Below are 26,329 nucleotides of genomic sequence, written 5' to 3' on the forward strand. Positions count from 1 at the left end.
CCCAAAAACATGTCGTCTTATCCGGATAGAAGTGAATCACTAAAGAAACTTCAGCGATCTTCTGCGACAAAGGAACTAATAATAGGCATGACAAATCGGTATGCTGCTTTTTGCACCATACAACAACAACAGGTAGTTTGTGTGTTGACGTTTGTCATGTCTTGTTCCCTCCTTTAATTTGCTTGTTATCAAAATAGCACGACTCTTTTTTATTGTCAAACATTTTTTGAAATCACCGAGCACACATTGATGGTCTTTAATAAAATAACATCATAGAGGATAGTAAGCACTCACATAGGCATCCACGGCTTTGATCGCTGCTGCAACATCTTCTGCAGAAACTGGGAATGGCATATTGTGGATCGTTTCCCCTTCGATGGTTGCTTGCTCGCCAATTTTTAATAGGTCTGCATCGCTGGCTTCCGCAAGATGCATGTCGGATAATGTCGTCGGTAATTCTAATGCCTGATACAATTCTATATATTGGTCGAGCTCTTCAGGATCTGCATTTTCCAGCATCAATTGAGTGAGTGTTCCGTAAGCAACCTTCTCACCATGGGTCAGATCATGAACGTCTCCTTCAAGGGCTGTCAAGCCATTATGAATCGCATGAGCTGCTGCCAGACCTGCACTTTCAAAGCCTAATCCACTTAGCAAAGTGTTGGCTTCCACGATTTGTTCAAAAGCTTCGGTAACGACTTGTTTTTTATTCGCTTGATAGGCTTTTAAGGCATTCTCAAAAAGGATCTCTTCGCATTTTTCAGCGATTGCCATGCTGGCAATTGGTTGCACGCCGCCAACCATATTTTTACTATGGCTTCGAGCAACAGCACGTGCCTCGACATAGGTTGCGAGTGCATCCGCAATACCAGCGGCTAGCAATTTGGCAGGCGCTTTGGCAATCACAGCGGTATCCACTAAGACAAGTTCAGGATTTTTGTTATAAAAACGATACTTTTCAAAACGACCTTCATCAGTATAAATAACAGAAAGTGCCGAAGTTGGTGCATCAGTGGAGGCAATCGTTGGCAAAACAGCGATCGGTATTTTCAATTCATCCGCAACAGCTTTCCCAGTATCGATGGCTTTCCCACCACCTAATGAGGCAATCACTTCGATTGATTCACTTTTGGCTTTAGAGACGATACGATCGATTTCATTTGCAGAAGCTTCTCCACCAAAAATTTCTTTTACCGGTTCTAACTCGGCTGCTTTCAGGTTCTCAAATAGTTCTTCACCGGCAATTTTCCAAACCGTTTCATCGGTCAAAAGAAGCACTTTCTTTCCTAAATCTTTGATATGGGATAACCCATGCTTCAAGACCCCTTTTCCTTGAACGTATCGTGACGGACTCGCAAATATTCTTTCCATTGTATCTCCTCCTTTAATTGGTCTACTTTTATTGTGACACACTAAGCAAGCGATTTCAAAGGAAAAGAAAAAAAGATGGCCAAGAAGATTCGATTCTTGCCCATACTGCACATTTATAGCCATACAAACACTCATGCCCTTATAAAACGGATGGTTTTATAAGGGCATGAGTTGGATTTTTTCATGGTTATTTCTTTTTCCCACCAAAAGCATCTTTCATTTTATCAAAAAATCCTTCTGGTTGTTGTTCGTTCGTTTCATGGCCACTGGCTTTTGCATAAGCCCGCAATGCCTCTTTTTGTTCCTCATTTAAGTTCTTAGGTGTGATCAGCTTCACTTTGACCTGTTGATCGCCATTGCCGCCTCCCCGTAAGCGAGGGGCTCCCTTACCGCGTAAGCGGAAGTTTGTGCCTGTTTGCGTACCAGCTGGAATTTTTAATTTCACATTCCCATGAACCGTTGGTACATTGACTTCGTCGCCTAAAGCAGCTTGGACAAAGTTTAACGGCAGTTCGTAATAAATTTCCGACCCATCACGGTCAAAAATATCACTTTCTTCCACTCGGAAAACAACGTACAGATCACCATAAGGACCACCATTGGTGCCAGCTTCTCCTTGACCAGACAAGCGCATTTGTTGTCCATCTTCGACACCTGCAGGTACGTTGACTTTCACACTGTGTTTTTTCTTTTCATGGCCAGTACCATGACATGTTGTACATGGTTCTTTGATTTCTTTCCCAGTTCCATGACAAACATCACAGGTTTGACGGCTCATCACACGACCAAGCGGTGTTTGACGTTCAACATTGATGGTACCTGCACCATGACATTTATGACAGGTTTCTGGTGAAGTACCTGGTTTTGCCCCGTTCCCACCGCAGGTATGACAGGTTTCTTCACGATTGTATTGAACAGTTTTTTCCACTCCGAAAATCGCTTCTTCAAAGGAAAGATCAACCGCATATTGCAAGTCCGCTCCTTGTCGAGGTGCATTAGGATTGGCTGCTCTGCCGCCTCCACCACCGAAAAACGATTCGAAAATGTCTTCAAATCCACCAAAACCGCCACCGGAAAATCCGCCACTGTTAAAGCCGCCGAATCCACCGCCATAACCGCCTCCGTAGTTCGGATCGGTACCAGCATGACCATACTGGTCATAAGCAGCTCTTTTTTGGGAATCACTTAATATTTCATAGGCCTCAGAAATCTCTTTAAACTTTGCTTCTGCATCAGGTTCTTTATTGATGTCTGGATGATATTGTTTTGAAAGCTTACGATAAGCTTTTTTGATTTCGTCATCCGAAGCCCCTTTTTGTAGACCTAAGACCTCATAATAATCTCTTTTGTCTGCCATTGGCTTCCCTCCACTATATTCTTGCGTCTCTCGTATTTTAGCATATAATTCGCTCTAGAAAAATACGTTTCGCAAATTCATAAGAAAAAGCCAAAGCGGTGACTTTGGCTTTTTCACAAACAGCGATTATTTATCGTCACCGTCTACTTCTTCAAAGTCGGCGTCAACCACATCGTCTGCGCCGCCTTGTGCAGCTTCTGGATTTTCTTGTGCTTGTTGTTGTGCTGCTTGTTCGTATAATTTAACAGTTAAGTTTTGTACGATTTCATTCAAAGCATCACGTTTCGTTTTCATTTCTTCTAAGTTGTTTGCTTCAAGTGCAGCTTTCAACTCATCACGAGCTTCTTCCGCTTTTTTGACTTCGTCTGCATCCACTTTGCCTTCAAGCTCTTTCAATGTTTTATCAACAGTGAACAACAAAGCATCGACGTCATTGCGTAGATCAACTTCTTCTTTGCGTTGTTTGTCGGCTTCAGCGTTTGCTTCAGCATCTTTTACCATGCGTTCGATTTCTTCATCTGATAAACCTGAAGATGATTTGATCGTGATTTTTTGTTCTTTTTGTGTACCTAAATCTTTTGCAGAAACATTGACGATCCCATTTTTATCGATATCAAATGTTACTTCGATTTGAGGGATGCCACGAGGTGCTGGTGGAATATCCGTCAATTGGAATCTACCTAATGTTTTGTTGTCAGCTGCCATTGGGCGTTCTCCTTGCAAGACATGGATATCAACGGCTGGTTGATTGTCTGCTGCAGTTGAGAAGACTTGTGATTTACTTGTAGGGATCGTTGTGTTACGATCGATCAGTTTTGTGAAGACGGCACCCATTGTTTCGATACCTAATGATAATGGTGTAACGTCTAGTAAGACGACATCTTTCACATCACCTGTGATCACGCCACCTTGGATCGCAGCACCCATCGCTACCACTTCATCTGGGTTTACTGATTTGTTTGGTTCTTTATTGGTTTCTTTACGAACAGCATCAACTACTGCTGGAATACGTGTTGAACCACCAACTAAGATGACTTCATCGATTTCTGATTGTGACAAGCCAGCATCTTTCAAAGCTTGGCGTACTGGAATTTTTGTCCGTTCGACTAGGTCTGCGGTCAATTCATCGAATTTCGCACGAGTCAAGGTCATTTCCAAGTGCAATGGACCAGCATCACCAGCTGTGATAAATGGCAAGCTGATTTGAGTACTTGTTACACCTGACAAGTCTTTTTTCGCTTTTTCAGCAGCATCTTTCAAACGTTGCAAGGCCATTTTGTCTTTTCCAAGATCAATGCCGTTTTCTTTTTTGAATTCTGCTACCATGTGGTCGATGATTTTGTTATCAAAGTCATCCCCACCTAGGTTGTTGTCCCCAGCAGTTGATAATACGTCAAAGACGCCATCCCCTAATTCAAGGATCGATACGTCGAAAGTACCACCACCTAAGTCAAAGACTAGGATTTTTTCATCTTTATCTGTTTTATCTAACCCATAAGCTAAAGCTGCGGCAGTTGGTTCGTTGACGATCCGTTCTACTTCAAGACCGGCAATTTTACCAGCATCTTTGGTTGCTTGACGTTGTGCATCGTTGAAGTATGCAGGAACAGTAATGACTGCTTTTTCAACTTTTTCACCTAAATAGTCTTCAGCAAATCCTTTGATGTATTGAAGAACCATTGCGGAAACTTCTTGTGGTGTGTAAGATTTGCCTTCAACTTCTACTTTGTATCCAGCTTCACCCATATGGCGTTTAATAGAAGAAATCGTATTCGGGTTTGTTACTGCTTGGCGTTTTGCAACTTCCCCTACTTGGATCTCACCGTTTTTGAATGAGACAACAGAAGGTGTGGTACGGTTTCCTTCTGGATTCGTAATGATTTTTGCTTCGCCGCCTTCAAGGACAGCAACAGCTGAGTTTGTTGTTCCTAAGTCGATACCGATAATTTTACTCATAAGTAATACACTCCCTTTTTTAATTTAAACATCTACTTATAGATAGAAAGAACTATTGTGCAACGATGACCATGCTTGCACGCAAGACACGATCATGCAATTTATACCCTTTTTGCAAGACAGTAACGATTGTGTCTGCCGGTGTTTCATCAGAGGCAGGTACAGTCTGCACCGCTTGATGCAAGTTCGGATCGAACATTGCACCTTCAGCAGGAATCTCTTCGATTCCCTCTTCTTTTAAGGCTTGACGCAGACTTTCAAGAACCATTTCAACGCCTTTTTTCAAATTCGCAGCTTGGTCTTGATCGACATCTGCTGCCATCGCTCGTTCCAAATTGTCGATTGCTGGCAACAGTTTTTTGCCAAGATCTTGCGAGCGGTATTTTTGTAAAAGTTCCCGCTCGTTGCGGTTACGTGAAGTGATATTTGCGATCTCTGCACGAGCACGCAGGAATTGATCTTCCAATTCGTTATTCTTTTCTTGCAAAAGTTCCAATTCGCTTTTTTCCACTGCTTCTTCCTCTGGTTGAGGAGTCTGTGCTTCAGTTTCAGTTGATTCATTTGAAGATTCAGTTGTTTCTGCGGTTTCTTCAGCAGTTTTATCTAATTCTTCATCTAAACGCTCTTCTTTTTCCGTCACGTTTCAACCATCCCTTCTACGATTTGTTTCATTGCCGCTTATTCATTGGCAGCGTCTAATGCGCGATAATAATCGGCCAATTTTTTTGCTAACTCGCCTCGAAAAACTTCCATCAATCCAAACATCCGTGAATACGGCATACTTGATGGACCTAATAAAGCGATCGTTCCTTGTCCATGACCTTCGATTTCATAGCTGGCTTGGATCAAACTCATATTTTGTAACAAGTCGTTGCCAAGCTCAGAGCCGATTCTGATTTGAATCGCAGAATCTCTTGGCGCCAGCAGCTGTGTCAGCTGATCTGCGTTTTTCATAAATGAATACATCGATTTGAACTGACTAACATCTTGCGTCGGTTCAAAATCCAGAAGATTCATTCGCCCGCCGACGAAGATTTTTTCTTCAAAAATATGGCTCAGCATCGTATCAAAGAGATCAACGATTCCGTCAGTCGTTTGAAAATACTTATGCAGAATCATAGGAATCTCGGTTCTTAATCGATGGTAGACCGTCATTAGAGGTTCACCGATCAATTTGTCGTTGATGATCCTTACCATTTTTTCCAAATCTTCGCTGCTCATTGATTCAGGAAGAGTAAAGACTTGATTTTCGACATTTCCTTTATCCGTCACGATGATCGCGATGATCTGTCGTGCATTCAAAGGGACGATTCGAAAGCCCGTCAATTTCCTTTCCTTCATATCTGGTCCGAGAGACAACGCTGTATAGCTAGTCAAGTTGGACAAGATCGTGGCAGACTGCTGGATGATTTCATTGATTTCATGAAAATCTTTTCCAAAAGAATGACGAATGGTTTGAATTTCGTTTTGGTCAACTTCAGATGGCTTCAATAAGTGATCAACGTAATAGCGATACCCTTTTATTGATGGCACACGCCCTGAAGATGAATGTGTTTTTAGCAGAAGACCAGCTTCTTCCAGCGCCTTCATCTCATTACGAATGGTGGCAGAGCTAGCTTCAACCCCATCTTCCATCAATCGCTTCGAGCCCGTGGGCTGACCAGTATTCGTATAGTTTTGGATGATGAGGTGTAAAATCATTTGTTGTCTAGGTGTCAACATTTTATCCACTCCTCCGTTAGCACTCATTCCTATTAAGTGCTAACACGATTATAAATATACCATATTTGCTAGGAATGTCAAGTATTTGCATCACTTTTTTAGCACTCTTTCTAAGAGAGTGCTAAAAAAAGAAATCAAAAAAAGAAGCAGCGCGAAATGGCTACTTCTCTTCCTTGTTCTTTCTTATTTTTCTCCATCCAAGAGAAATGCTTCAAACACTTCGTTGCCAATGAACATCCCAGCTTTCGTTAAAAAGACACGATCACCTTGACTAGCCAACCAGCCTTTTTGAACCAACTGTTCGCTAGTTGAACCATAGATTTCCTGAAAAGACTTCCCGAATTTTTCTGCAAAGCGTATTTTTGAAATGCCAGCCTTTTTACGAAGGCCTAAAAACAGTTCCTCTTCCATTTGATTACTGGTTGTCAATTCTTCGGTTTCATGGATTGGCAATTGATTTTCCTGTAATGGTTTCAAATAATGCTGGATTGGACCTTTATTCTTGTAGCGGGTCTGTCCAAGATACCCGCTGGCGCCTGCCCCAAAGCCAAAATAATGTTCATTGTTCCAATACACTAGATTATGCAAGGACTCATACCCTGGTCGTGCAAAATTACTGATTTCATATTGATTCAAGCCAGCTTTTGTCATCGCGGCGATCGCCTCATCAAACATCTGCGTTTCAGCTTCTTGAGAAGGCAGCGCCATTCTCCCTTGGCGAACCCAGTTCATAAACATGGTTTTGTTTTCTAAAATCAAGGAATACATCGCATAGTGAGGCAACCCGAGATCAATCGCTCGCGTCAGTGTATCACGGAAGCTTTCTATGCTTTGTCCCGGAAGTGCATAAATCAAATCGATCGTCACATTCTGAAAATCATGTTTTTCCAGCAGCTGAATGGTTGAATAAACATCTTCAGCGGTATGCTTGCGGCCAATTTTTTTAAGCAAGCGATTATCAAAGGTTTGGACCCCCATCGACAAGCGAGTGACTTGATGGTTTTTCAAAACCAGCATTTTTTCTTCACTCAAATCACCAGGATTTGCTTCCACGGTAAACTCTTTGGTTGTGTGGGTCGGCAGCAATTCATGCACACCTGAAAGCAATCGATCCAGCTGGTTCGCCGAAAGCGACGTTGGCGTCCCGCCGCCGATATAAATTGTTTCCACCTCATTGATAGGCTGACGCAAGAGGGTCAGCTCAATTTCTTTTAGTAACGCTTCGATGTACTCATCCACTGGCTGCCCTTCTAAAAACACTTTGTTGAAGTCACAGTAATAGCAGATATGTTCACAGAATGGTATATGTATATACGCAGAAATATTTTGCGCGCTTTTTGTAGATGGATCGTTTATTGTTTGACCTTCAGGCATTCCTAAGTGATTCTCCTCTACCTTCTTTTTACTCCCATCGCTGAGAGCATCGGCACTCATTGTAGCATAGTTCTTAGAATTCTCCTATCACTTGGACTATTTTGGGCAAGAAAAAACACCACTTCCAAGAAGTGATGTCTTCAAATAGTCATAGCAAAAATTAAGAGCACTCCTCTTATTAAGTACGGTAAAATACCGCTTTTGTTCTTATCCCACCCAGAAAAAAATCTGTTTGTTACAAGAACTAACACTTCCCCCAAACTGTTAGCGCCACAATAGATAAGCTGTTGCTGACGGCTTACTTAAAAAGAGCAGGACTCTTATTCTTGAAAGACAATTGCTTGTCTTATCTGACTTAAGTATACCTTTTTTTAAAAATTAAGTCCTATCATCTTTTTCACCAGTCTATGAAAACGATGAGAATCATCCCCTTGGCGACCGTTATAGAATGTGTAGCAAAATATCGATCAGATAACGGATCAACCGATACGCAATAAATAAGAAGAAAATATTTCCCAGCAAGAATTGAAAAACATTGCCGATCGATCCCTTAAAGGAGCGAAAGCTGAAATAACGCGACCAACGATTGAACCCGTTTTGGCGATTTCGTTTCAAACGATACGCTTCATCATATTTCATTTCCAAGAGGTCATAGTAAAAAATCATCAAGGGTTGTTGCACAAAGAAAACTTTTTTATAGCCTGCCATCAACGTGTACTGTTTATTATTGGAAGGGAAATTGCGATTGCCGTTTTTCTTCACGCGCATCGTTGTTCCATCGTTCATTGGGAACGCATAATGATCCTCGAATTCTGTCAGTTGATGAATTTGCGGCACCTGATTTTCTTCTTCAAAAGCACGTACGACCTCACTCGCTTTCTGAGAAAGTGAAACCAGCCACGCCATCATCCCTAGCAAAATACCTAGCAAGATGATATTTAAAAGCAAACTTTCTTGTAACAAAATTAAATAACCTAAGATAATCAAAATCGCCACACCCAGGGCAATCATTCTTCTACGGAAATAACTGCGATACATCAATTCAAAAGAGCGCCGATAATAGGCATAATCTTCTTTTACAAAATCCATTTTTTCCACATCTTTCTGCGTTTAGGTTGCTGATAATGTATCAAAGATCCTTTTGAAAGTCAATTTACCGAAAAAGTTTCAGCGTCTGATTTGTTTCAAACAAGAAAACGTTTTATAATGGAAGATGTAACAAAAAAAGCGATGAAAGTAGGTTGAGATACGTGATATTACAAGAAACATTTACCTTGCAGAACAAACTGACGATTCCTAAGATTGGCCTTGGAACCTGGCAATCTTCTCCAGAAGATGCTTACAACGCCACAAAATTTGCCATTCAAAACGGTTATCGACATGTCGATACAGCGGCAGCATACAAAAACGAAGAAGCGGTTGGGAAAGCTGTGCGCGATTCAGGCGTTGCCCGCGAAGAAATTTTTGTTACCACGAAAGTACCTGCTGAGTTGAAGACCTACCAAGAAGCGGTTGATAGCATTGATGCTTCTCTAAAAAAACTTGACTTAGGGTATATCGATTTGATTTTGATCCACGCCCCTCGTCCTTGGAAAATCATGGGAAACAATCCAGAAAACAAAGATTTTTATCTTGAAAACATCGATGTTTGGAAAGCATTAGAAGAAGCCTACTTAAGTGGGAAAGTAAAATCAATTGGTGTTTCCAACTTCGATCAAAAAGATTTACAGAATATTTTTGATCATTGCGATGTGAAACCGATGGTCAACCAGTTTGTTTACCATATTGGACGCACAAATGAAGAGTTATTGGCATTTTGTAAAGACCACGAAATTTTAGTGGAAGGCTATTCTCCAATCGCCACCGGTCGTTTACTCGATAACGATGCAGTGAAGACGATTGCGGAAGCTTATGGAAAATCTATTCCACAACTTTCAATTCGTTACTTGCTACAAAAAGACATTCTGCCATTGCCAAAATCCGTTCATGAAGAATACATTTCTGACAATGCCAAAGTTAACTTTGAAATTTCTGAAGAAGACATGAAGAAATTGGATGCGTTGCAAGCTTAAGAATGCTTGCGTTTAATTGAAAAAAGCAGTCCGATCAAGTCCAGTAAATGCTGGTCATGGATCGGGCTGCTTATTTTGTTCTAAAACTCTGTTTAAAAAAACAACCGTTTCTTAGTTTGTCAAAGCTGGAATCTTCTTATGTTAGTTGCTCAAAGGTACCCCACACTTTTACTTCTTGTTTTTCTACCATCGTTCTGCCTTTCGCTAGAACCGTTTCTACTGTTAATGATTCTTTGTTCAGCAAGCAAATATCAGCATCCATCCCTGCTGCAAGACGTCCCTTTTGATCAAGCTTCAATACTTTCGCTGGATTAGAAGTGATTGCTCGAATGGCGATCTCCAATGGAATCTGCTCTTTTTGGACTGCTTCTTTAATGCCTACCATCAGCGCTCGCGAACTACCGACACCCAGACCTATGAATTGATTGTTTTCATCAAAGTACGGGAGGCTGCCTTGCCCATCAGAGGTCATGGTAAATTGATCCAGCCCGATCCCTTCTGCTAACAAACGCTTCAGTCCTTTACTGAAGCGAACCTCATCGTCTTCTTTTTCCCAGAAATCAGGATCCTCACTCGCCGTAAAATCAATCGTTCCACCCATTTTTGCAAAAGCAATACTTGCTTCGAAAAGCTCGCTAGTCCGATTGGCATGTGTCGGTAAAAATTGGCTGATTGGAATCTCTGTTTCTTCGATAGTTCGTAAAAGCAGCTCATATTTTCTCTTTCCTCCCCCTAAGTGGACGTTTACGATGCCTGCTTTTCCAGAGAGCATCCCACCAACACGGGCATCCGCCACCGCGCGGGTAAATTCTTCGAAACTCGGTTGTGAAGAACGATGGTCAGAAACGGCAATTTCACCGATACCAATGATTTTGTCAATAGTCAAAAAATCTTGAATGATAGAATCGGTGACCGGAGTCAATGGCAATCGATAAGAACCGTCATACAAGTACGTCGTGATGCCTTCTGCCTCTAGTCCACGGGCCTTACTGATCAAGGCAGTCATATCTCTGCCTACTCCGTCAGTACCCAAACACCCAACCACTGTCGTTACCCCCGCTGAGGTCAGCTGAGACAATTTCACTTCTGGTGTCCGGTTCTGAAAGCCACCTTCCCCGCCACCTCCTAAGATATGAAAGTGGCAGTCAATAAAGCCGGGAACAGCAAGTAACCCTGTGCCATCGATTTCTTCAAGAGGAACCCCTGAGAATCCTCCTTCGATCGAATCTTCAATAGCAATGATCTTGTCTTCGCTTAAAAGAATATCTTTTTTCCTAAATAGTCAGGCGCATAAACCTCCGCTTGTCGTATCACCTTCATGAGTGCTTCCTCCTCGTGTCTGATTGCTTCTTATTGCAAGCCGATCGCGACTGCAATAAAGATGAAGATCGTTCCTAATACAAATAAGAACCCTTGCATTTTGATCTGGAATTTCGCCCATTTCACCCATTCGATTCTTGCGACACCTAGCACACCGATCAGACTTGCCGATACTGGAGTGAAGGCATCCATGAAGCCTGAGCCTAATTGATAAGCCAATACAGCGATCTGTCTGGAAACACCTAAAAGATCAGCTAATGGCGCCATGATCGGCATGGTCAATGCAGCCTGACCTGAATTGGAGGTCACGATCAAATTGAAGAAGCTTTGGAAAATGTACATGAACCATGCCCCAATAAATGCTGGAACATTGCTTAACAAACCACCGATGCTGTGCAAAATCGTATTCAAGGCTGACGGCACGTTGGCATCAGAACCGCCGAGAACCAGAAGAATCCCTTTGGCCATCCCTACAACGATTGCAGTTCCCGCTAATTCTGAGGCCCCTGATTGAAAGGCACTCGCCACATCATTCAAGCCCATATTTTCTAATTTGAAAAGAACCGCTATGATTCCTGCCCCTAAGCCCATAACAAAGAATTGAGAAGCGATCTCGGGAATATAATAGCCTTTTTGTGTCACACCCCATACGATCCAGATCAAGACCGCCAGCATTTCAACCAAGATCAATTTATGACCTAATAAAAATGGTTTTTGCTCACTGGAGGTTTTTTCAAGATGATTTCGAAAATACGCATCTGATTGATACGTGAGCGATTTCTCAGGATTCTTGCGAATTCTTTCGGCATAGATCATGAGGTATCCTGCGGATAATGCGGTAACCACGACCCACATGATGATTCGGAACGTTGCGCCTGAAAGAACGGGAATACCTGCGATCCCTTGAGCCACTGCCACACTAAATGGACTCATCCACGAGGTGGCATTCCCAATCTGGGAGGCGACATAGGTGACAGTGACCGCCACGATCGAGTCATACCCTAATGCGATCACGAAAGGCACCATGACCATCGAAAACGGAATGACTTCTTCTGCCATCCCAAAAGTAGCACCACCAAATGAAAAAGCAAAGAACAACAGTGGCAATGCCAAACGTTCTAATCCACGGGTTTTACTGATAAATGCAAAAATCCCCGCATCGATCGCTCCCGTTTGCATGATAATACCAAATGCACCACCGACCACTAAAATCAGTGCTGCAATCCCTACTGCTGAGCCGTATTTGTCGCCAGAAACCAACCCTTCAAAAACAAAATTTAAAAAGCCGAAACCGCCAAAGTCATCGGTTCCCCAAACCTTGGCTGTTTTATGCAGTTTTTCTGAAGTATCATAAATCTTTTCGCCATAAAGGCTGTAAAGGGTGTCATCCGTTAGCCCGACCTCATCTAATTGACTCTGGGACAACTCTTTAGGCCCTTCAGCTAGAACAGCTGCTAAAGCCTCAGGATCGACATCTAATTCTTCCAGCTCTTGTGGATCGTCTTCCAATTGATTCAACTGTTGATAGACGTATTCGTTATCTAACGGGTAGGCATAACGAAACGAATCTTGCATCAAGACCGTTCTGGTACTTATGTCCCCATTTGCATCGGTATACTCGATTTCTTGTGTACTAAATTTCCCAGCAGGAACTAAGAAAGTCAGCAACCATGCCAACAGCACGACCCCAAAAATGATGACATACGTATGCGGCGTTTTCATTTTGGTTAAATCTTTCTTTTCTTTCCCCTTTTTCGCTTTTTTTCCAATTGTCACTTTTTCTCTCCCTTTCCCTTTGCAGCGTACTGCATAAATTATCATTTTAGCCTATTTTTTAGTATATCGAAAAAACGTTTTTTCCTCATGGGGAAAGCATTAGAATTCAAATAAACTACGTTATAAAAAGAGAGAAAAAGAAAAAGTGAAAAGAAGCCAGAAACGCTTCTTTTCACTACGAACGACTAGTTTTCTTCAGAAAGCCCATCAAAATAAGCTTCAGTGTCTCGTTCATCTTGCTTTAATTGCTCGATCAACGCTTGTGCGCCATTGAAAGCGACTTGATCACGTAAGAAATGATGCCAACGGATCGTCACGGTTTCACCATAGATATCTTGGTGAAAATCGAGAATATAAATCTCTACTGTTAACTGGCGACCTTGACCAAACGTATCATTGTGACCAATCGATCCCATCGATGGATACCACTTGTCACCAACTTTGATTTCCGTCACATAGACGCCTTCTTTTGGCAACCGAACGGTGCTCTTCACTTTGATATTTGCGGTTGGAAACCCAAGTTCTCGTCCTCTAGCATCACCGTGAACGACGGTTCCTTCAAATTCATAAATATACCCTAACAAGCGATTGACTTGCACCATATCACCATTTTGTAGTGCAGAGCGAATGCGTGTGGAGCTGACCTTTTCCTCATGAAACGATTCTTGCGCGACAGTCACGACTTCAAAACGTCCTTCTGCATAGGTTGGCAAAAGCGCCATGTTGGCTATCTCTTTCTTGCCATAGGTATAGTCAAAACCTGCAACAACAACTTTTGCATGCAGTCCGATCATGTATTCATCTACAAATACTTGCGGTGCCAAATTTGCAAAAGCAGAAGTAAATTCAATGATATAAAGAATATCTACCCCAAGTTGTTCCAGGTGCGCTTCTTTTTGCGGCAAACTGGTCAGGTATTGCATTTTTTCAGGATCAACCTTTTGAAAAACGATCGAGGGATGCTGATTAAAGGTCATCAACGCCAATTTTAACCCTTTCTCCTCTGCAATCTTTCGTCCTGTTTCAATGACTTTTTGATGACCTAAATGTACGCCATCGAAAAAGCCTAAAACTAAGACGATCTCCTCATCAGGAATCGCTGCGTGATCATAAGGGTGTCTTATTTCAATGATTTCCATATTCATTCTCCTATTTCTGTACGGATGACTTTTACCGGTTTCATCATATCATGGTATTTGTCATGAGCTTTATAGATACTGATCAATTGTTCTCGATAAAAAATCGCCACTAATTCCTCTGGGCGCTTTGGTAATCCAAACGCGCTGAAGGGCAAACGCATGCCATTTTTTACTTTCTGCCAGAGGTCTGCATCGATCGTCACTTGAAGAAATTCTGATACCCCGTATTCTAAAGGTAGTAGTAGTTCCGAAACACGTTGTTCATCGACTGCCTTTTGCACCTCTGCAATCGTGTAGGATTGTTCTTTTGAAAAACCACCGCTTTTTAGGCGAGTCAAATCAGACATATGCGCGGGTACACCCAGCAATTTCCCTGTGTCGACCGCTAATGTGCGAACATAGGTCCCTTTTCCACAAGCAACTTCAAAACGCCAGCTTTGCGTATTGTCCTCATGAATAATCGGCTCTGAAATTCGTTCAAAGGAATAAATTTCTGCTTTGCGCTGTGGCCGCTCGACAGTTTCATTGTTACGAGCATATTCGTAAAGTCGTTTGCCATTGACTTTGACCGCCGAATACATCGGCGGGATCTGGGTAATCGTCCCCGTCAACTGTTTCATTGCCTGATCGATCTCTTCCTTCGTAAACGGACGAGTTAGTGCTTGTTGTTCAACGATATCCCCCGACCGATCTTCTGTAGTGGTACTGAAGCCCAAAGTGATTTCCCCGGTATAGACTTTTCCAGAATCAACCAAGTATTCGACGATCTTCGTTCCTTTTCCGATACAAATGGGCAAGACACCATCCACGTCAGGATCTAGTGTGCCGCTGTGTCCGATTTTTTTTGTCTTTAATATTTTTCGTAATTTAAACACGCAGTCGTGACTTGTTTGTCCACGCTCTTTCCATAATGGTAAAATCCCGTCCATCGTATTCCTCCATTTCACTTCAACTTGCTTATTATAACATATAAAAAAAATTCATTGCACGACAAAATCCTTTTCGCTCTTTCTCATTACATGATAAACTAAGCATATAAGGAGGTCCTAAAATGGTTGTTTTAACGATAGGGTCATTTATTGGATTTGCCATTTTTTTGATCATGATTCAGCTCGGCACGATGCAGCGTTGGGAAGAAGCGTTTGCTTTGCAGATCATCCAAAGCCGTACGCCCTCTTTGACGCGCATGATGCACTTTTTTACCAATTTAGGAAAAGCCTTTCCGACAGTTGCGATTGCTTTACTGTTGTTTGCCTTTCCATTATCGCGGGCGGATCTTGCACCAAAAACAGCAGTCAGTATCTTCATAGTATCAGCAGCTGCTTACTTGATCAAACGAATCGTCCGACGAGATCGTCCTATTGATCATCGTTTAGTTGAAGAAAAAGATCACAGCTTTCCTAGTGCTCATGCTGCCACATCCGCTGCCATGTATGGAACGATCGCCTTGAATCTTGGACAATTGGTTCCCTCAGCTGTCATCCCGATGACCTTACTGGCAATTTTGCTTAGCTTTATGATTGGCTTTAGCAGAGTCTACTTAGGAATCCATTTTTTAACAGATGTGATCGGTGGTTGGCTCTTAGGGGCAGGTGTTGCTGGACTGGTTACTTTACTGATGAATACCTGATGCTCTTTTCAAATAAAAAAGAACAGCTTCGATTGGAAGCTGCTCTTTTTTTTATTCTTCTGAGTGCAATGCGCGAATCATTTCATCAATTTTATTCCCGTATTGTACTGATTCATCCAATTCGAATTGGATTTCTGGAACTTTATAGAGCGTTAACGCTTGACCTAATTCACGACGAACCAAGCCAGTTGCTTTTTCCAGTCCTGCTTGGGCTTTTTGCTTATCTGAAGCTAAGTCCGTTAGGGTGCTGTAAAAGATCGTTGCTTGCTGTAAATCTCCAGTTACTCGTACATCTGTGATCGTCACATCTTGCACGCGAGGATCACGAACTTTTTTACGAAGAATTTGATTGACTTCTTTTAAGATTTCTTGCGCCACTCGGCGATCTCGATAGTTAGCCATTCAAAAAGCCTCCTTGTATAGTTGTCATTCCGTTATTTTGTCGGTACTTCTTCCATGACATAGCCTTCGATCACGTCATCAACTTTAAGATCGTTGAATTTCTCGATCATCGCGCCACATTCAAACCCTAGCTTCACTTCTTTGACATCATCTTTGAAGCGTTTCAAGCTGGCAAGTTTTCCTTCATAGATAACGATGCCGTCACGGATCACGCGGACGCCACTGTCACGGCGAATACTGCCTTCCGTTACGTAGCAACCTGCGATCGTGCCCACTTTAGATACTTTGTATGTTTCACGAACGATCATTTGACCAGTGATTTTTTCTTCGAATTCAGGATCAAGCATCCCTTTCATCGCGGTTTCGATTTCTTCGATCGCTTTGTAGATGATGCGATGCAAACGAATATCGACTTTTTCCGCTTCCGCTTGCTGTTTGGCTTGCGGTGTTGGACGTACGTTAAATCCGATGATGATGGCATTACTTGCTGCTGCTAGCGTTACATCACTTTCATTGATTGCACCAACGGCTGAATGGACGATGTTCACTCGCACACCTTCAACATCGATTTTCTTCAATGAAGCAGCTAATGCTTCAGCTGAACCTTGTACGTCTGCTTTGATGATGACATTTACTTCTTTCAGTTCGCCTTCTTTTAGACTTTCAAACAAGTTATCCAATGTCACACGACTGCTTGATGCGCGTTGCTCCATCAAGGCACGTTTTGCACGTTCTTCACCTGCTGCCCGAGCCGTTTTTTCATCTTCAAAGGTAACGAAACGGTCACCTGCTTGAGGGACATCGTTCAATCCTGTGATTTCGACTGGCGTTGCAGGTCCAGCTGCTTTATCACGACGACCTAAATCATTCGTCATCACGCGGACACGACCGAAAGTGTTCCCTACAACGATTGGATCACCAACATGAAGAGTTCCTTGTTGTACCAATAGTGTTGCTACAGGACCTTTGCCTTTATCAAGGCGCGCTTCAATAACGGTACCGATCGCTCGTTGGGTAGGATCAGCTTTCAAATCTTCGACTTCTGCTACTAAGAGGATCATTTCAAGCAATTCTTCAATGTTTTGCCCAAATTTCGCTGAGATTTCAACGAAGATCGTATCCCCACCCCAAGCTTCTGGGATCAACTCATGTTCACTTAATTCTTGCATCACATGTTGAGGGTTAGCACCTGGTTTATCGATTTTGTTAACTGCAACGATGATTGGCACTTTTGCTGCTTTCGCATGGTTGATCGCTTCCACCGTTTGCGGCATGACACCATCATCAGCTGCGACAACTAAAATCGTAATATCAGTGATACTTGCTCCCCGTGCACGCATACTGGTGAACGCCGCGTGTCCAGGAGTATCTAAGAAAGTGATTGGTTTGCCATTGATGTCGATTTGGTAAGCCCCAATATGCTGCGTGATTCCTCCAGCTTCACCACTTGTTACGCGTGAATGACGTAATGTATCAAGCAATGTTGTTTTCCCGTGGTCAACGTGACCCATGATGGTAACAACAGGTGGTCGTGATACTAAATTCTCTTCAATTTGTTCTTCTGCTTCGAAGAATTTATCGATATCTGCGATATCCACTTGAACTTTTTCTTGTGGTTCGATTCCGTAATCGGTAGCAAGCAGTTCAATCGTATCTTTATCTAAAGGTTGGTTTTGATTGACCATAACCCCCATCATAAAGAGCTTCTTGATGATCTCTGCTGGTTCACGGTAGATTTTTTTCGCGATATCCGCTACGTTCATGCCTTCTGTATATTCCAATACTTCTGGCAGTTCACGGAATTTACGTGCTGGAACTGGCGGTTTCTTTTCCGTCTGCTGACGGCCTTTTTTCCCTTTTTTGTTAAATTTATTGCGATTGTTGTTGTTGAAATTGTTATTGCGTCCACCGTAATTTGACTTGCCGCGGTTTTGATTTCCTCCACGGGAATCATTCGAGCCTTGCGTACGGTTGTTGTTGCGGTCTGCCCCTTGCGTATTTCCTGCAGATTGAGCGGCTGGACGGTTTTGTTGCCCTTGGTTATTTGGACGGTTTTGCTGTCCTTGGTTTGTTGGGCGATTTTGTTGCCCTTGATTATTCGGACGGTTTTGTTGTCCTTGGTTTGTTGGGCGATTCTGTTGCCCTTGATTATTCGGACGGTTTTGCTGTCCTTGATTGTTCGGACGATTTTGTTGCCCTTGGTTGTTTGGACGGTTTTGCTGTCCTTGATTGTTCGGACGATTTTGTTGCCCTTGGTTGTTTGGACGGTTTTGCTGTCCTTGGTTTGTTGGGCGATTTTGTTGCCCTTGATTATTCGGACGGTTTTGTTGTCCTTGGTTTGTTGGGCGGTTTTGTTGCCCTTGATTGTTACGATTCTCTTGGTTATTCACTCGATTATGACTTCCTTGGTTATTTGGTCTGTTACTTCCTTGACTGTTCGTGCGATCTACTTGTCCTTGACCAGCAGGACGGTTATTGCTTTGCGTAGTTCGCTGTTGACTTTGATTGTTATGACGGTTTTGGAAGTTAGGATTATTTCTTTGCGTTTTAAATTTCTTTTGTTCTTGTTTTTCCGGCTGGTTGGCTGGTTTCTGATTTGCGGGATTTGAGTTTGCAGATGTTTTACCATTTGGATTGCCGCCTAATGACTGCTGCAATTTTTGCGCCTCTCCATCTGAGATCGCGCCCATATGATTTTTGACATCAAAGCCTAAAGATTGTGCTTTTTCAACAACCTCTTTGCTCGACTTATTCCATTCTTTTGCAAGTTCATAAATTCTTTTTTTTCCCATGCAATCACCTTCCTAACCTAATATTAATTCCTGCACCTTCCTTGCAAATCCTTGATCTAAGATGCCAATGACCATTCTTGGTTTCCCAATGGCCGCACTGATTTCATCAGCAGAAAATGCATCTAGGAGCGGAATTTCGTAATAAGAACTTTTGTCCTTAATTTTCTTTTGTGTATTTTTACCAGCATCACTGGCGATAATGACTAAAGCAGCTTTCTCATTGCGAATCTCTTTTAAAGTCATTTCTTCACCAGTTACTAATTTCCCAGCACGCATGGCTAGTCCTAACATATTTAATGCTTTGGTTTTATTCATTTGCAAATAACTCTTTTCGCGCTTTTTGGTGCGTTACATAGTCCAATAGTTCTTGGTAAAATTCATCTGTCAATTTCGTTTCCAGCACTCGATCCAAGATACGCTTATCCCATGCTTTCTGGGCTTCAGCCGGTTCGATCGCTATATAAGCTCCCCGACCTGGCATTTTTCCTGTCGGATCGATGGAAACAACGCCTTCTTTTGAACGAGTGATACGAAGCATTTCTTTCTTAGGTAGCATTTCGCCTGAAATCACTGATTTTCGTAAAGGAATTTTTCGTTTTTTCATCACGATCTCACCTCAACTATTTTTCGTCAAACTCAACATTTTCATAATCATCCGCAGTCATGTCTGATGGAAGGATCGCTTCATCAACTGTTTCTGCAGATTCTGTTGCTTCTGTGCTGATTTCTTCAGCAGCTTCTGAAGCGTTGGCATCATACTCATCGATATAGTCGCCTTCATCCAGCTTCGCATAAAATTCTTCCATGTCTGTTTCTGATTTGATATCGATTTTGAAGCCAGTCAATTTGGCTGCTAGGCGAGCATTTTGTCCGCGTTTACCGATCGCTAATGATAGTTGGTAATCAGGCACGACAACAGTACAAGCCTTCGGATTATCAACATCAAAAATAACGTCGCTGACTTCTGCTGGATTCAACGCATTGGCGATGAAGATCGCTGGATCTTCATTCCATTCCACGATATCCATGTTTTCGCCTTTTAGTTCATTAACGATCGCTTGAACCCGTTGACCTTTAGGGCCAACACAAGTGCCGACTGGATCGACGTTGGCATCAAAGGAACGAACAGCAACTTTGGCACGATCCCCTGCTTCACGAGCAATACTTACGATCTCTACAGTACCATCATATACTTCTGGCACTTCTTGTTCAAATAATCGGCGCAGCAAATCTGGATGGCTGCGGCTAACGAATACTTGAGGCCCTTTTGAAGTATTTTCAACACGAGAAACGAATACTTTGATCCGATCATGGGGTTGATAAAACTCATTTGGCATTTGGTCTTGTTTTGAAAGCACGGCTTCAATTTTGCCTAAGTTTACATAGATATAACGATTGTCTTGGCGTTCAACGATTCCTTGCAAAATGTCTTTTTCGTACGCACTAAATTCGTTATAGATAATGTTTCTTTCCGCTTCACGGACCCGTTGCAAAATGACTTGTTTTGCCGTTTGCGCCGCAATACGACCAAAGTCTTTAGGCGTTACTTCAAAGCGGATTTTGTCGCCGATTTCATAAGCGGGGTTGATTGTCATCGCTTCTTTTAATGAAACCTCTAGTTGCGAGTCCATGACTTCTTCTGTCACTTCTTTGACTGCATAGACGTGGATATTGCCTTTTTTCTGATCAAATTCTACTTCCACATTTTGTGCTTGCCCGTAATGACGTTTGTACGCTGAAACCAATGCCGCTTCCAAGGCATCGATGACAATCTCTTTTGAAATGCCTTTCTCTGCTTCTAATGCATCCAATGCATTCAACATTTCTTTACTCATGATTCTTTCATTCCTCCGTGTTTAAAATTGAATGGCTAAACGAGCTTTGGCAATATTTTTCCGGTCGATCGTTCGTTCTTTTTCTCTGGTTTTGATTCGGGTCTTCATAACTAGCTGATTTTCGTCGAATGACTGTAAAAAGCCTTCGAACTGTTTTTCTCCATCAATCGGTTGATATAAAGAAACATGAATGTACTCGCCGACTGCCCGTTGATAATCTGCTTCTTTCTTCAATGGACGCTCGGCGCCAGGGGAAGAAACTTCCAAGAAATAGGCCTGTGGAATAGGATCAGGTTCGCATTGGTCTAATTGTTCACTAAGTTGTTCACTGACAAAGGCACATTCCTCGATATCGATTCCGCCTTCTTTATCAATGAACACACGAAGAAACCAATTTTTCCCTTCCTTCACGAATTCTACTTCAACTAATTCAAATTTTTGCGCATCCAGAATAGGGGTCACTATATCTGTAACAGTTTCCACTACCGTACTCACAACATCGCCTCCTTTATTTCTCAACGAAACGAACTTCATTCCATTAAAAAGAGTGAGCGAAAAAACCGCTCACTCACTCTAAGTATCATTACATTGTAAATATAACACAATTTTCATAAAGATTCAACTACTGTCGCATGTTCCCTTCGCTTTCAGAAAAAACAAAGTATTTTCTTAAAGATTTTTAATGCTTGGGTGAATGGCTGTTAGTGAATCACTTGACCAATCCGACGTAGTAGTTGTGGGAAAATGCTCTCTGGATCAAAGTCCATTGGCGCGTCATGTGGGAAATGAAGCCAGAGCCGACCACCATAAACCACTAGTACCAAAAGTGTCAATGTCACCCACAGGTTGTGACTGTAGTAAAGTTTGCTGATTTTCGGATTTTTTTTGAATAAAACAATTCCGAATACGATCGGCACTAACCAAAACAAGGGATGAAAATGCAGCGCACCTTCAAGATTACCCTGAAATAAGTGCAAATAGGCGCGCGTCATGCCACAACCTGGACAAGGAAACCCCGTTAACCATTTAAACGGACAAATCAATAATCTACCCAATCATCTGAATCAGACGAATCGTTTGTATTGTTAGATGAGGTCATGGCATTTTGATCAGCCGCTTCCCACATTTGGTTCATATCACCTTGTAAAATCGCCATGTTGATGAAATCAAAAGCAAACAGGCTCAAGACGACAAAAAGAATTTTGTTGTCACTCAGACGAGGCATATTCGCTCGTTGTTGTGCACTCATAAAGATATCCGCAATTCGGTACCACCAATAAATTTGATACAATCCACAAGTAAGGATCGTGAGTAAAATCGACGTTTCTGGCGAAAGACGATTATCCCCGCTGTATTCTGCCAGCTCTTTGGTTGTTTGGTACATCCAAAAGAATGTATAAATGCCACAAGTAATAAATGTTAATAAAATGACCGATACAACCGATTTCTTTCTAACTCCGTAATTATAATTCATCACAAACTCCTTCTAGTTTATTCCTTTTTATCACTTACTAATTATACACGATTTTATTCACAAAAACAAAAAAAATCTAAATATTTTATTTTATATAGATTAAAAAAAGTAAATAGCACCTACTGAAAGCAGGTGCCTATACTATAAAATCATTCGTTTTCTTTGAACCAAAAGCTATGCTCGACTATAATTTTTCACTTCAGCAGCCATTGCATCAACAAACAAATTCAATTCTTCGACTTGGGTCTCCTTGCTGCCGTAGCGACGGATATTGACTGTCGCATCATTGACTTCTTGATCCCCAACAACAATTTGGTAAGGAATTTTTTGGGTTTGTGATGAACGGATCTTATACCCCATTTTTTCGTTGCGGTCATCCACTTCCACTCGCAGTCCTTGCGCTTGCAGGCGTTCTTTGATTTCGTAAGCATAGTCGCTGTGGGCTTCGACTGAGACCGGAATGATCGATGCTTGGATTGGTGCCAACCAAGTCGGGAATGCCCCTTTATAGACTTCTGTCAGGTAAGCCACAAAACGTTCCATCGTTGAAACGATTCCGCGGTGGATCACCACTGGACGGTGATTGTTTTCGCCATCTTCACCAACATATGTTAGATCAAACCGTTCAGGCAATAAGAAATCCAATTGGATCGTTGACAAGGTTTCTTCCATACCTAAAGCTGTTTTCACTTGGACATCTAGTTTAGGTCCGTAGAAAGCTGCTTCACCGTCAGCTTCAAAATAATCCAATTCTAATTCATCCATGGCCGCTTTTAGCATTGTTTGCGCATTTTCCCACATCGCATCGTCATCAAAATATTTGTCTTTGTTTTGTGGATCGCGATAACTTAAACGGAAACGATAGTCAGTAATATTAAAGTCTTCGTAAACGCCCACCATAAGATCCAGTGTCCGTTTGAATTCTTCTTTGATTTGATCAGGACGAACAAATGTATGACCATCATTTAAGGTCATTTCCCGAACCCGTTGCAACCCTGATAGTGCCCCTGATTTTTCATAGCGGTGCATCATTCCTAATTCAGCGATCCGAATTGGTAGTTCACGATACGAATGGATGTCATTTTTGTAAACCATCATGTGATGTGGGCAATTCATTGGTCGTAGAACCAGCATTTCGCCATCCCCCATATCCATTGGTGGGAACATGTCCTCGTGGTAATGATCCCAGTGCCCTGATGTTTTGTATAAATCCACGTTTGCCATGATTGGTGTGTATACGTGTTGGTACCCAAGGCTAACTTCTTTATCCACGATATAACGCTCGATCGTACGACGGATCGTGGCTCCTTTTGGCAACCAGAAAGGCAAACCCGCGCCGACTTCAGGGGACAACATAAACAATTCTAATTCTTTCCCTAATTTACGATGATCGCGTTCTTTTGCTTCTTCTCGTAAACGAATAAATTCCTTCAAGTCTTTCTTATCGAAAAAGGCTGTTCCATATACCCTTTGCATCATCTGGTTGTCAGAACTTCCACGCCAATAGGCTCCGGCTACTGATAACAATTTGTACACTTGGATACGACCTGTCGATGGGACATGAGGGCCGCGGCATAAGTCAACAAATTCTCCTTGCTGATAGGCAGTAATCGTTTCGTCATCTGGTAATTCTGTAATCAACTCAACTTTGTATGGATCTTCAGCAAAAAGAGCCAAAGCTTCCTCTTTTGTTAATACACGTCGTTCAATTGGCAGATTTTCTTTAATGATTTTCATCATTTCTGCTTCGATTGCTGGTAGATCTTCCGCAGTTACTGGGTTTTCCCCATTGTCTGTGTCATAGTAAAAACCAGAATCAATTGCAGGTCCTACTCCAAAATGGATCGATGGATAGAGTCTGCGCATGGCTTGAGCCATTAAATGAGCTGTCGAATGACGAAGTAAACCTAAGGCGTCTTCATGATCGGGTGTCACGATCTCAATCGTTGCATCTTCTTCGATCGGACGTGAAAGATCGATCAGTTGTCCATTGACTTTTCCAGCTAAGGCTTTTTTTGCAAGACTTTTCGAGATACTTTCAGCAATCTCTTTAGTTGTTACCCCAACAGCAAATTCTTTTTTTGCGCCATCAGGAAATGTAATAAATAATGACATATGAATGTCCTCCTTTGAATGATTTCAATCAATAAAAAAGTCCTAGTATCGGTTACGATACTAGGACGATCACTCGTGGTTCCACCTATTGTTCGAAAACAGAAAAAGTCTGTTTTCCTCTTCATGAGATAACGGTTCAACCGCCTCCGTTTCGACAGAGGTCTAAAAAAAGTGGTCATCCTTTGGTTTTCTTCCAGGAAATTTTCAGCCAAGATTTCCCTCTCTTATCGAAGACTCTCAAACTCAGGTGTCTTTTTTATTGATCGATTATGGCTCAATTAAACCACTACCTACAAGAAAAAGCAAGAGAATTATTTCCAATCGCCATTCACAGCATAGGTTCCTTGCTTCATTTCATTGATGATGACATGGATATGCTCCTTAGGGGCACCCGTATTTTTATGGACCGCCTCAGTGATTTCTTTCATCATATTCGTCAGTTGTTCTTGCGAACGCCCTTCAACTAGTTCGACATGAATAAATGGCATACGATTTCCTCCTTTGTTTGCTTTTGATTATACACCTTTTTCAAAAAGACAAAAGCTATTCCCATGATTTCCAAAGAAAAACGTGTCTTTATTCCTCCTGATACACGACAGAAAACTTTTCACAAACGCATAGCATTTGATCGTGAAAAGACAACCCCGCTGAGGCATAAGCTCGTCGAAAAAAAGCTTCATGAACACGGCGCCAATAAGCCAAAGTGCGATCTCCTTCCCCTTCTAAAAAGGCAAACGCTGCTGTCACTTCATCAAATGGCACGATCGACACTGACTCTAAATAAAGAACAGCTCTTGGTACATCCGAACCATCTAAAAGGACACTATACGTTTCTGATTGTGGCAATGCTTCTTGCTCGATTTCATAGAGCGCAGCGGCGGAGGTCGTCGCTGTCTTTTTGCCAGCTAAAACAAGTGCTGCCAGTTCATCCGCCATTTCTGAAGTATCACCAAAGGACCAAGCATCTTCATAGGTCAGAGAAGATTGATTTCTTGGATTTGCTTTTAAAAACCGCTGCCAAAACGCTTGAATCTGACTGTCTTTTATTTTTGGTTCTCTGGTCTCATCTGCCAATTTTTTTCACTCCAATACTTCGTATATGTTTGGACATTCTCAGCTTCTTGCCAATCATAGGCCAACCCTAATTTCTCGCTGATTTTCTTTGCTTGCTTATCAAATCGTTTTTGCATCTTCAAGAGGGACTGACCGCAGGCAGTGATCGTGGAAAAATCAAGCAATGAGGTCAATTCCCGCCACTCCTTTTCCGTTAGAAACTCCTGTAGGTATTTATGATTTTTCCCTGTACTCACCTGAAATTGCTGAGCTTGGGCAACGAACAAATCTTCAATCCATAACAATTCTTGCCAACAAATAGTGTATAAATGATCCGCAGCATAAATCAGCTGCTTTCGAAGCAGCCCTTTCACGACATACGTGCTTACCCACCAAAATTCGTTGCAGTGTTCCTGAAAAGCGGCTTGGGTCGGGCGCTTGATCCAGTAATGCGAATGATTTGCTTGATTAGCAAAACTTAGTATTTGGTCTGGATCAAGCAGCGGCTGCAAGCCTGGTTCGTTAGCCAGACGATCGACCAGTGCAAGAGGACATAGCATGAGATCGATTCTTACTCCGTCTAAAAAATGCATCAAGTACGTAAAACACCCGCCCAAACTTGGCGGATAGATGGTGCTAGCTTCCGGTGTTTGCCTGATCATGATCGGTCCAAAGGCTTCTAACCATGAAGGATCATCGACCAAGGGCTGAATATCATCCATTACGTAAACCACATCAAAGTCTTGCAAAAAATCTTTTGGCGCCTGTGGATCGGTCCGTGAACCAGATAAACCGATGGCACGTGCCCCAACACGTTGCCCCACAGACAGGATCAATTGGTGCAATTCTGCTTCTTCCCTCACCGTCTCCACCTCTTTTTCGTTTCGTTTTTGAACACCTAAGCTCTTTTTATAAATATTAGCATAGTTTCTTTTTTTCCA

The 26,329-nt window shown here is 42.2% G+C and carries 24 protein-coding genes and 1 pseudogene; 2 read left to right on the forward strand and 23 right to left on the reverse strand.

The annotated features are described in order from the left end of the window. Positions 1-270 precede the first annotated feature (270 nt). From IGJ15_RS08695 to IGJ15_RS08725, 7 genes are all read right to left on the reverse strand, one after another. Complete coding sequence (locus IGJ15_RS08695; RefSeq protein WP_194186090.1) at positions 271-1,371, reverse strand: glycerol dehydrogenase; 1,101 nt, start codon at positions 1,369-1,371, stop codon at positions 271-273. Between the two features lie 187 nt (positions 1,372-1,558). Further along, complete coding sequence (dnaJ, locus tag IGJ15_RS08700) at positions 1,559-2,728, reverse strand: molecular chaperone DnaJ (RefSeq protein WP_005225937.1); 1,170 nt, start codon at positions 2,726-2,728, stop codon at positions 1,559-1,561. A gap of 126 nt (positions 2,729-2,854) precedes the next feature. Beyond that, a complete protein-coding gene (gene dnaK / locus IGJ15_RS08705; protein WP_005225936.1) occupies positions 2,855-4,684 on the reverse strand; it encodes a molecular chaperone DnaK in 1,830 nt (609 codons plus the stop codon). A gap of 52 nt (positions 4,685-4,736) precedes the next feature. Continuing rightward, positions 4,737-5,324: a nucleotide exchange factor GrpE gene (grpE, locus tag IGJ15_RS08710; RefSeq protein WP_005225935.1), complete on the reverse strand. Its 588-nt coding sequence runs from the start codon at positions 5,322-5,324 to the stop codon at positions 4,737-4,739. 38 nt (positions 5,325-5,362) lie between these two features. After that, positions 5,363-6,406, reverse strand: coding sequence for a heat-inducible transcriptional repressor HrcA (hrcA, locus tag IGJ15_RS08715; RefSeq protein WP_005225934.1), 1,044 nt, complete (start codon positions 6,404-6,406; stop codon positions 5,363-5,365). A 183-nt stretch (positions 6,407-6,589) separates the two neighbouring features. Beyond that, entirely contained in the window at positions 6,590-7,780 is a 1,191-nt protein-coding gene (gene hemW, locus IGJ15_RS08720; protein ID WP_194186092.1) for a radical SAM family heme chaperone HemW, read from the reverse strand. A gap of 441 nt (positions 7,781-8,221) precedes the next feature. After that, positions 8,222-8,869, reverse strand: a complete 648-nt coding sequence (locus IGJ15_RS08725) for a hypothetical protein (RefSeq protein WP_430599020.1) — start codon at positions 8,867-8,869, stop codon at positions 8,222-8,224. Between the two features lie 161 nt (positions 8,870-9,030). Here IGJ15_RS08725 and IGJ15_RS08730 point away from each other — a divergent pair, with 161 nt between their 5' ends. Then, a complete protein-coding gene (locus IGJ15_RS08730) occupies positions 9,031-9,852 on the forward strand; it encodes an aldo/keto reductase (protein ID WP_430599021.1) in 822 nt (273 codons plus the stop codon). 136 nt (positions 9,853-9,988) lie between these two features. Here the strand turns inward: IGJ15_RS08730 and iadA are convergent. The 4 genes and pseudogenes from iadA to truB all read right to left on the reverse strand — a co-directional run bounded on the left by iadA (position 9,989) and on the right by truB (position 15,016). Continuing rightward, a pseudogene (iadA, locus tag IGJ15_RS08735) lies at positions 9,989-11,172 on the reverse strand (beta-aspartyl-peptidase). A gap of 30 nt (positions 11,173-11,202) precedes the next feature. Then, entirely contained in the window at positions 11,203-12,894 is a 1,692-nt protein-coding gene (gene yfcC / locus IGJ15_RS08740) for a putative basic amino acid antiporter YfcC (protein WP_170927566.1), read from the reverse strand. Positions 12,895-13,133: 239 nt separating this feature from the next. Then, positions 13,134-14,087 (reverse strand): riboflavin biosynthesis protein RibF, encoded by a 954-nt coding sequence (gene ribF / locus IGJ15_RS08745; RefSeq protein ID WP_201689011.1) that lies wholly within the window; start codon positions 14,085-14,087, stop codon positions 13,134-13,136. A gap of 2 nt (positions 14,088-14,089) precedes the next feature. Further along, complete coding sequence (gene truB / locus IGJ15_RS08750) at positions 14,090-15,016, reverse strand: tRNA pseudouridine(55) synthase TruB (RefSeq protein WP_118214884.1); 927 nt, start codon at positions 15,014-15,016, stop codon at positions 14,090-14,092. Positions 15,017-15,138: 122 nt separating this feature from the next. Between truB and IGJ15_RS08755 the strand changes: the two genes are divergently transcribed. Further along, on the forward strand, positions 15,139-15,717 hold the full coding sequence (locus IGJ15_RS08755; protein ID WP_194186094.1) for a phosphatase PAP2 family protein: 579 nt from the start codon (positions 15,139-15,141) through the stop codon (positions 15,715-15,717). A 51-nt stretch (positions 15,718-15,768) separates the two neighbouring features. Here the strand turns inward: IGJ15_RS08755 and rbfA are convergent, their stop codons facing one another. The 12 genes from rbfA to IGJ15_RS08815 form a co-directional block, all read right to left on the reverse strand. Then, on the reverse strand, positions 15,769-16,119 hold the full coding sequence (gene rbfA / locus IGJ15_RS08760) for a 30S ribosome-binding factor RbfA (protein ID WP_005225925.1): 351 nt from the start codon (positions 16,117-16,119) through the stop codon (positions 15,769-15,771). A gap of 32 nt (positions 16,120-16,151) precedes the next feature. Continuing rightward, positions 16,152-18,911, reverse strand: coding sequence for a translation initiation factor IF-2 (gene infB / locus IGJ15_RS08765; RefSeq protein WP_194186095.1), 2,760 nt, complete (start codon positions 18,909-18,911; stop codon positions 16,152-16,154). Between the two features lie 12 nt (positions 18,912-18,923). Beyond that, positions 18,924-19,226: a YlxQ-related RNA-binding protein gene (locus IGJ15_RS08770; RefSeq protein WP_005235626.1), complete on the reverse strand. Its 303-nt coding sequence runs from the start codon at positions 19,224-19,226 to the stop codon at positions 18,924-18,926. After that, entirely contained in the window at positions 19,219-19,515 is a 297-nt protein-coding gene (gene rnpM / locus IGJ15_RS08775; protein ID WP_005225922.1) for an RNase P modulator RnpM, read from the reverse strand. The genes IGJ15_RS08770 and rnpM overlap by 8 nt, the downstream gene beginning before the upstream one ends. Positions 19,516-19,531: 16 nt before the next feature. After that, positions 19,532-20,746, reverse strand: coding sequence for a transcription termination factor NusA (gene nusA, locus IGJ15_RS08780; RefSeq protein WP_008378144.1), 1,215 nt, complete (start codon positions 20,744-20,746; stop codon positions 19,532-19,534). Positions 20,747-20,767: 21 nt separating this feature from the next. Beyond that, positions 20,768-21,241, reverse strand: a complete 474-nt coding sequence (gene rimP, locus IGJ15_RS08785) for a ribosome maturation factor RimP (protein WP_008378146.1) — start codon at positions 21,239-21,241, stop codon at positions 20,768-20,770. Positions 21,242-21,447: 206 nt separating this feature from the next. Next, positions 21,448-21,786 (reverse strand): DUF2752 domain-containing protein, encoded by a 339-nt coding sequence (locus IGJ15_RS08790; RefSeq protein WP_194186103.1) that lies wholly within the window; start codon positions 21,784-21,786, stop codon positions 21,448-21,450. Next, positions 21,786-22,220: a DUF4234 domain-containing protein gene (locus IGJ15_RS08795; RefSeq protein ID WP_008378150.1), complete on the reverse strand. Its 435-nt coding sequence runs from the start codon at positions 22,218-22,220 to the stop codon at positions 21,786-21,788. Before IGJ15_RS08795 ends, IGJ15_RS08790 begins: the two co-directional genes overlap by 1 nt. 174 nt (positions 22,221-22,394) lie before the next feature. Continuing rightward, on the reverse strand, positions 22,395-24,335 hold the full coding sequence (gene thrS, locus IGJ15_RS08800) for a threonine--tRNA ligase (protein WP_194186096.1): 1,941 nt from the start codon (positions 24,333-24,335) through the stop codon (positions 22,395-22,397). A 311-nt stretch (positions 24,336-24,646) separates the two neighbouring features. Further along, positions 24,647-24,823 (reverse strand): 2-hydroxymuconate tautomerase, encoded by a 177-nt coding sequence (locus IGJ15_RS08805; RefSeq protein ID WP_005225916.1) that lies wholly within the window; start codon positions 24,821-24,823, stop codon positions 24,647-24,649. 88 nt (positions 24,824-24,911) lie between these two features. Then, positions 24,912-25,409: an ASCH domain-containing protein gene (locus IGJ15_RS08810; RefSeq protein ID WP_005235615.1), complete on the reverse strand. Its 498-nt coding sequence runs from the start codon at positions 25,407-25,409 to the stop codon at positions 24,912-24,914. Beyond that, positions 25,379-26,251, reverse strand: a complete 873-nt coding sequence (locus IGJ15_RS08815) for an aminoglycoside 6-adenylyltransferase (protein WP_194186097.1) — start codon at positions 26,249-26,251, stop codon at positions 25,379-25,381. Before IGJ15_RS08815 ends, IGJ15_RS08810 begins: the two co-directional genes overlap by 31 nt. Positions 26,252-26,329 lie beyond the last annotated feature (78 nt).

The organism is Enterococcus sp. AZ079 (assembly GCF_050547255.1).
GTDB classification, from domain to species: domain Bacteria; phylum Bacillota; class Bacilli; order Lactobacillales; family Enterococcaceae; genus Enterococcus_D; species Enterococcus_D casseliflavus.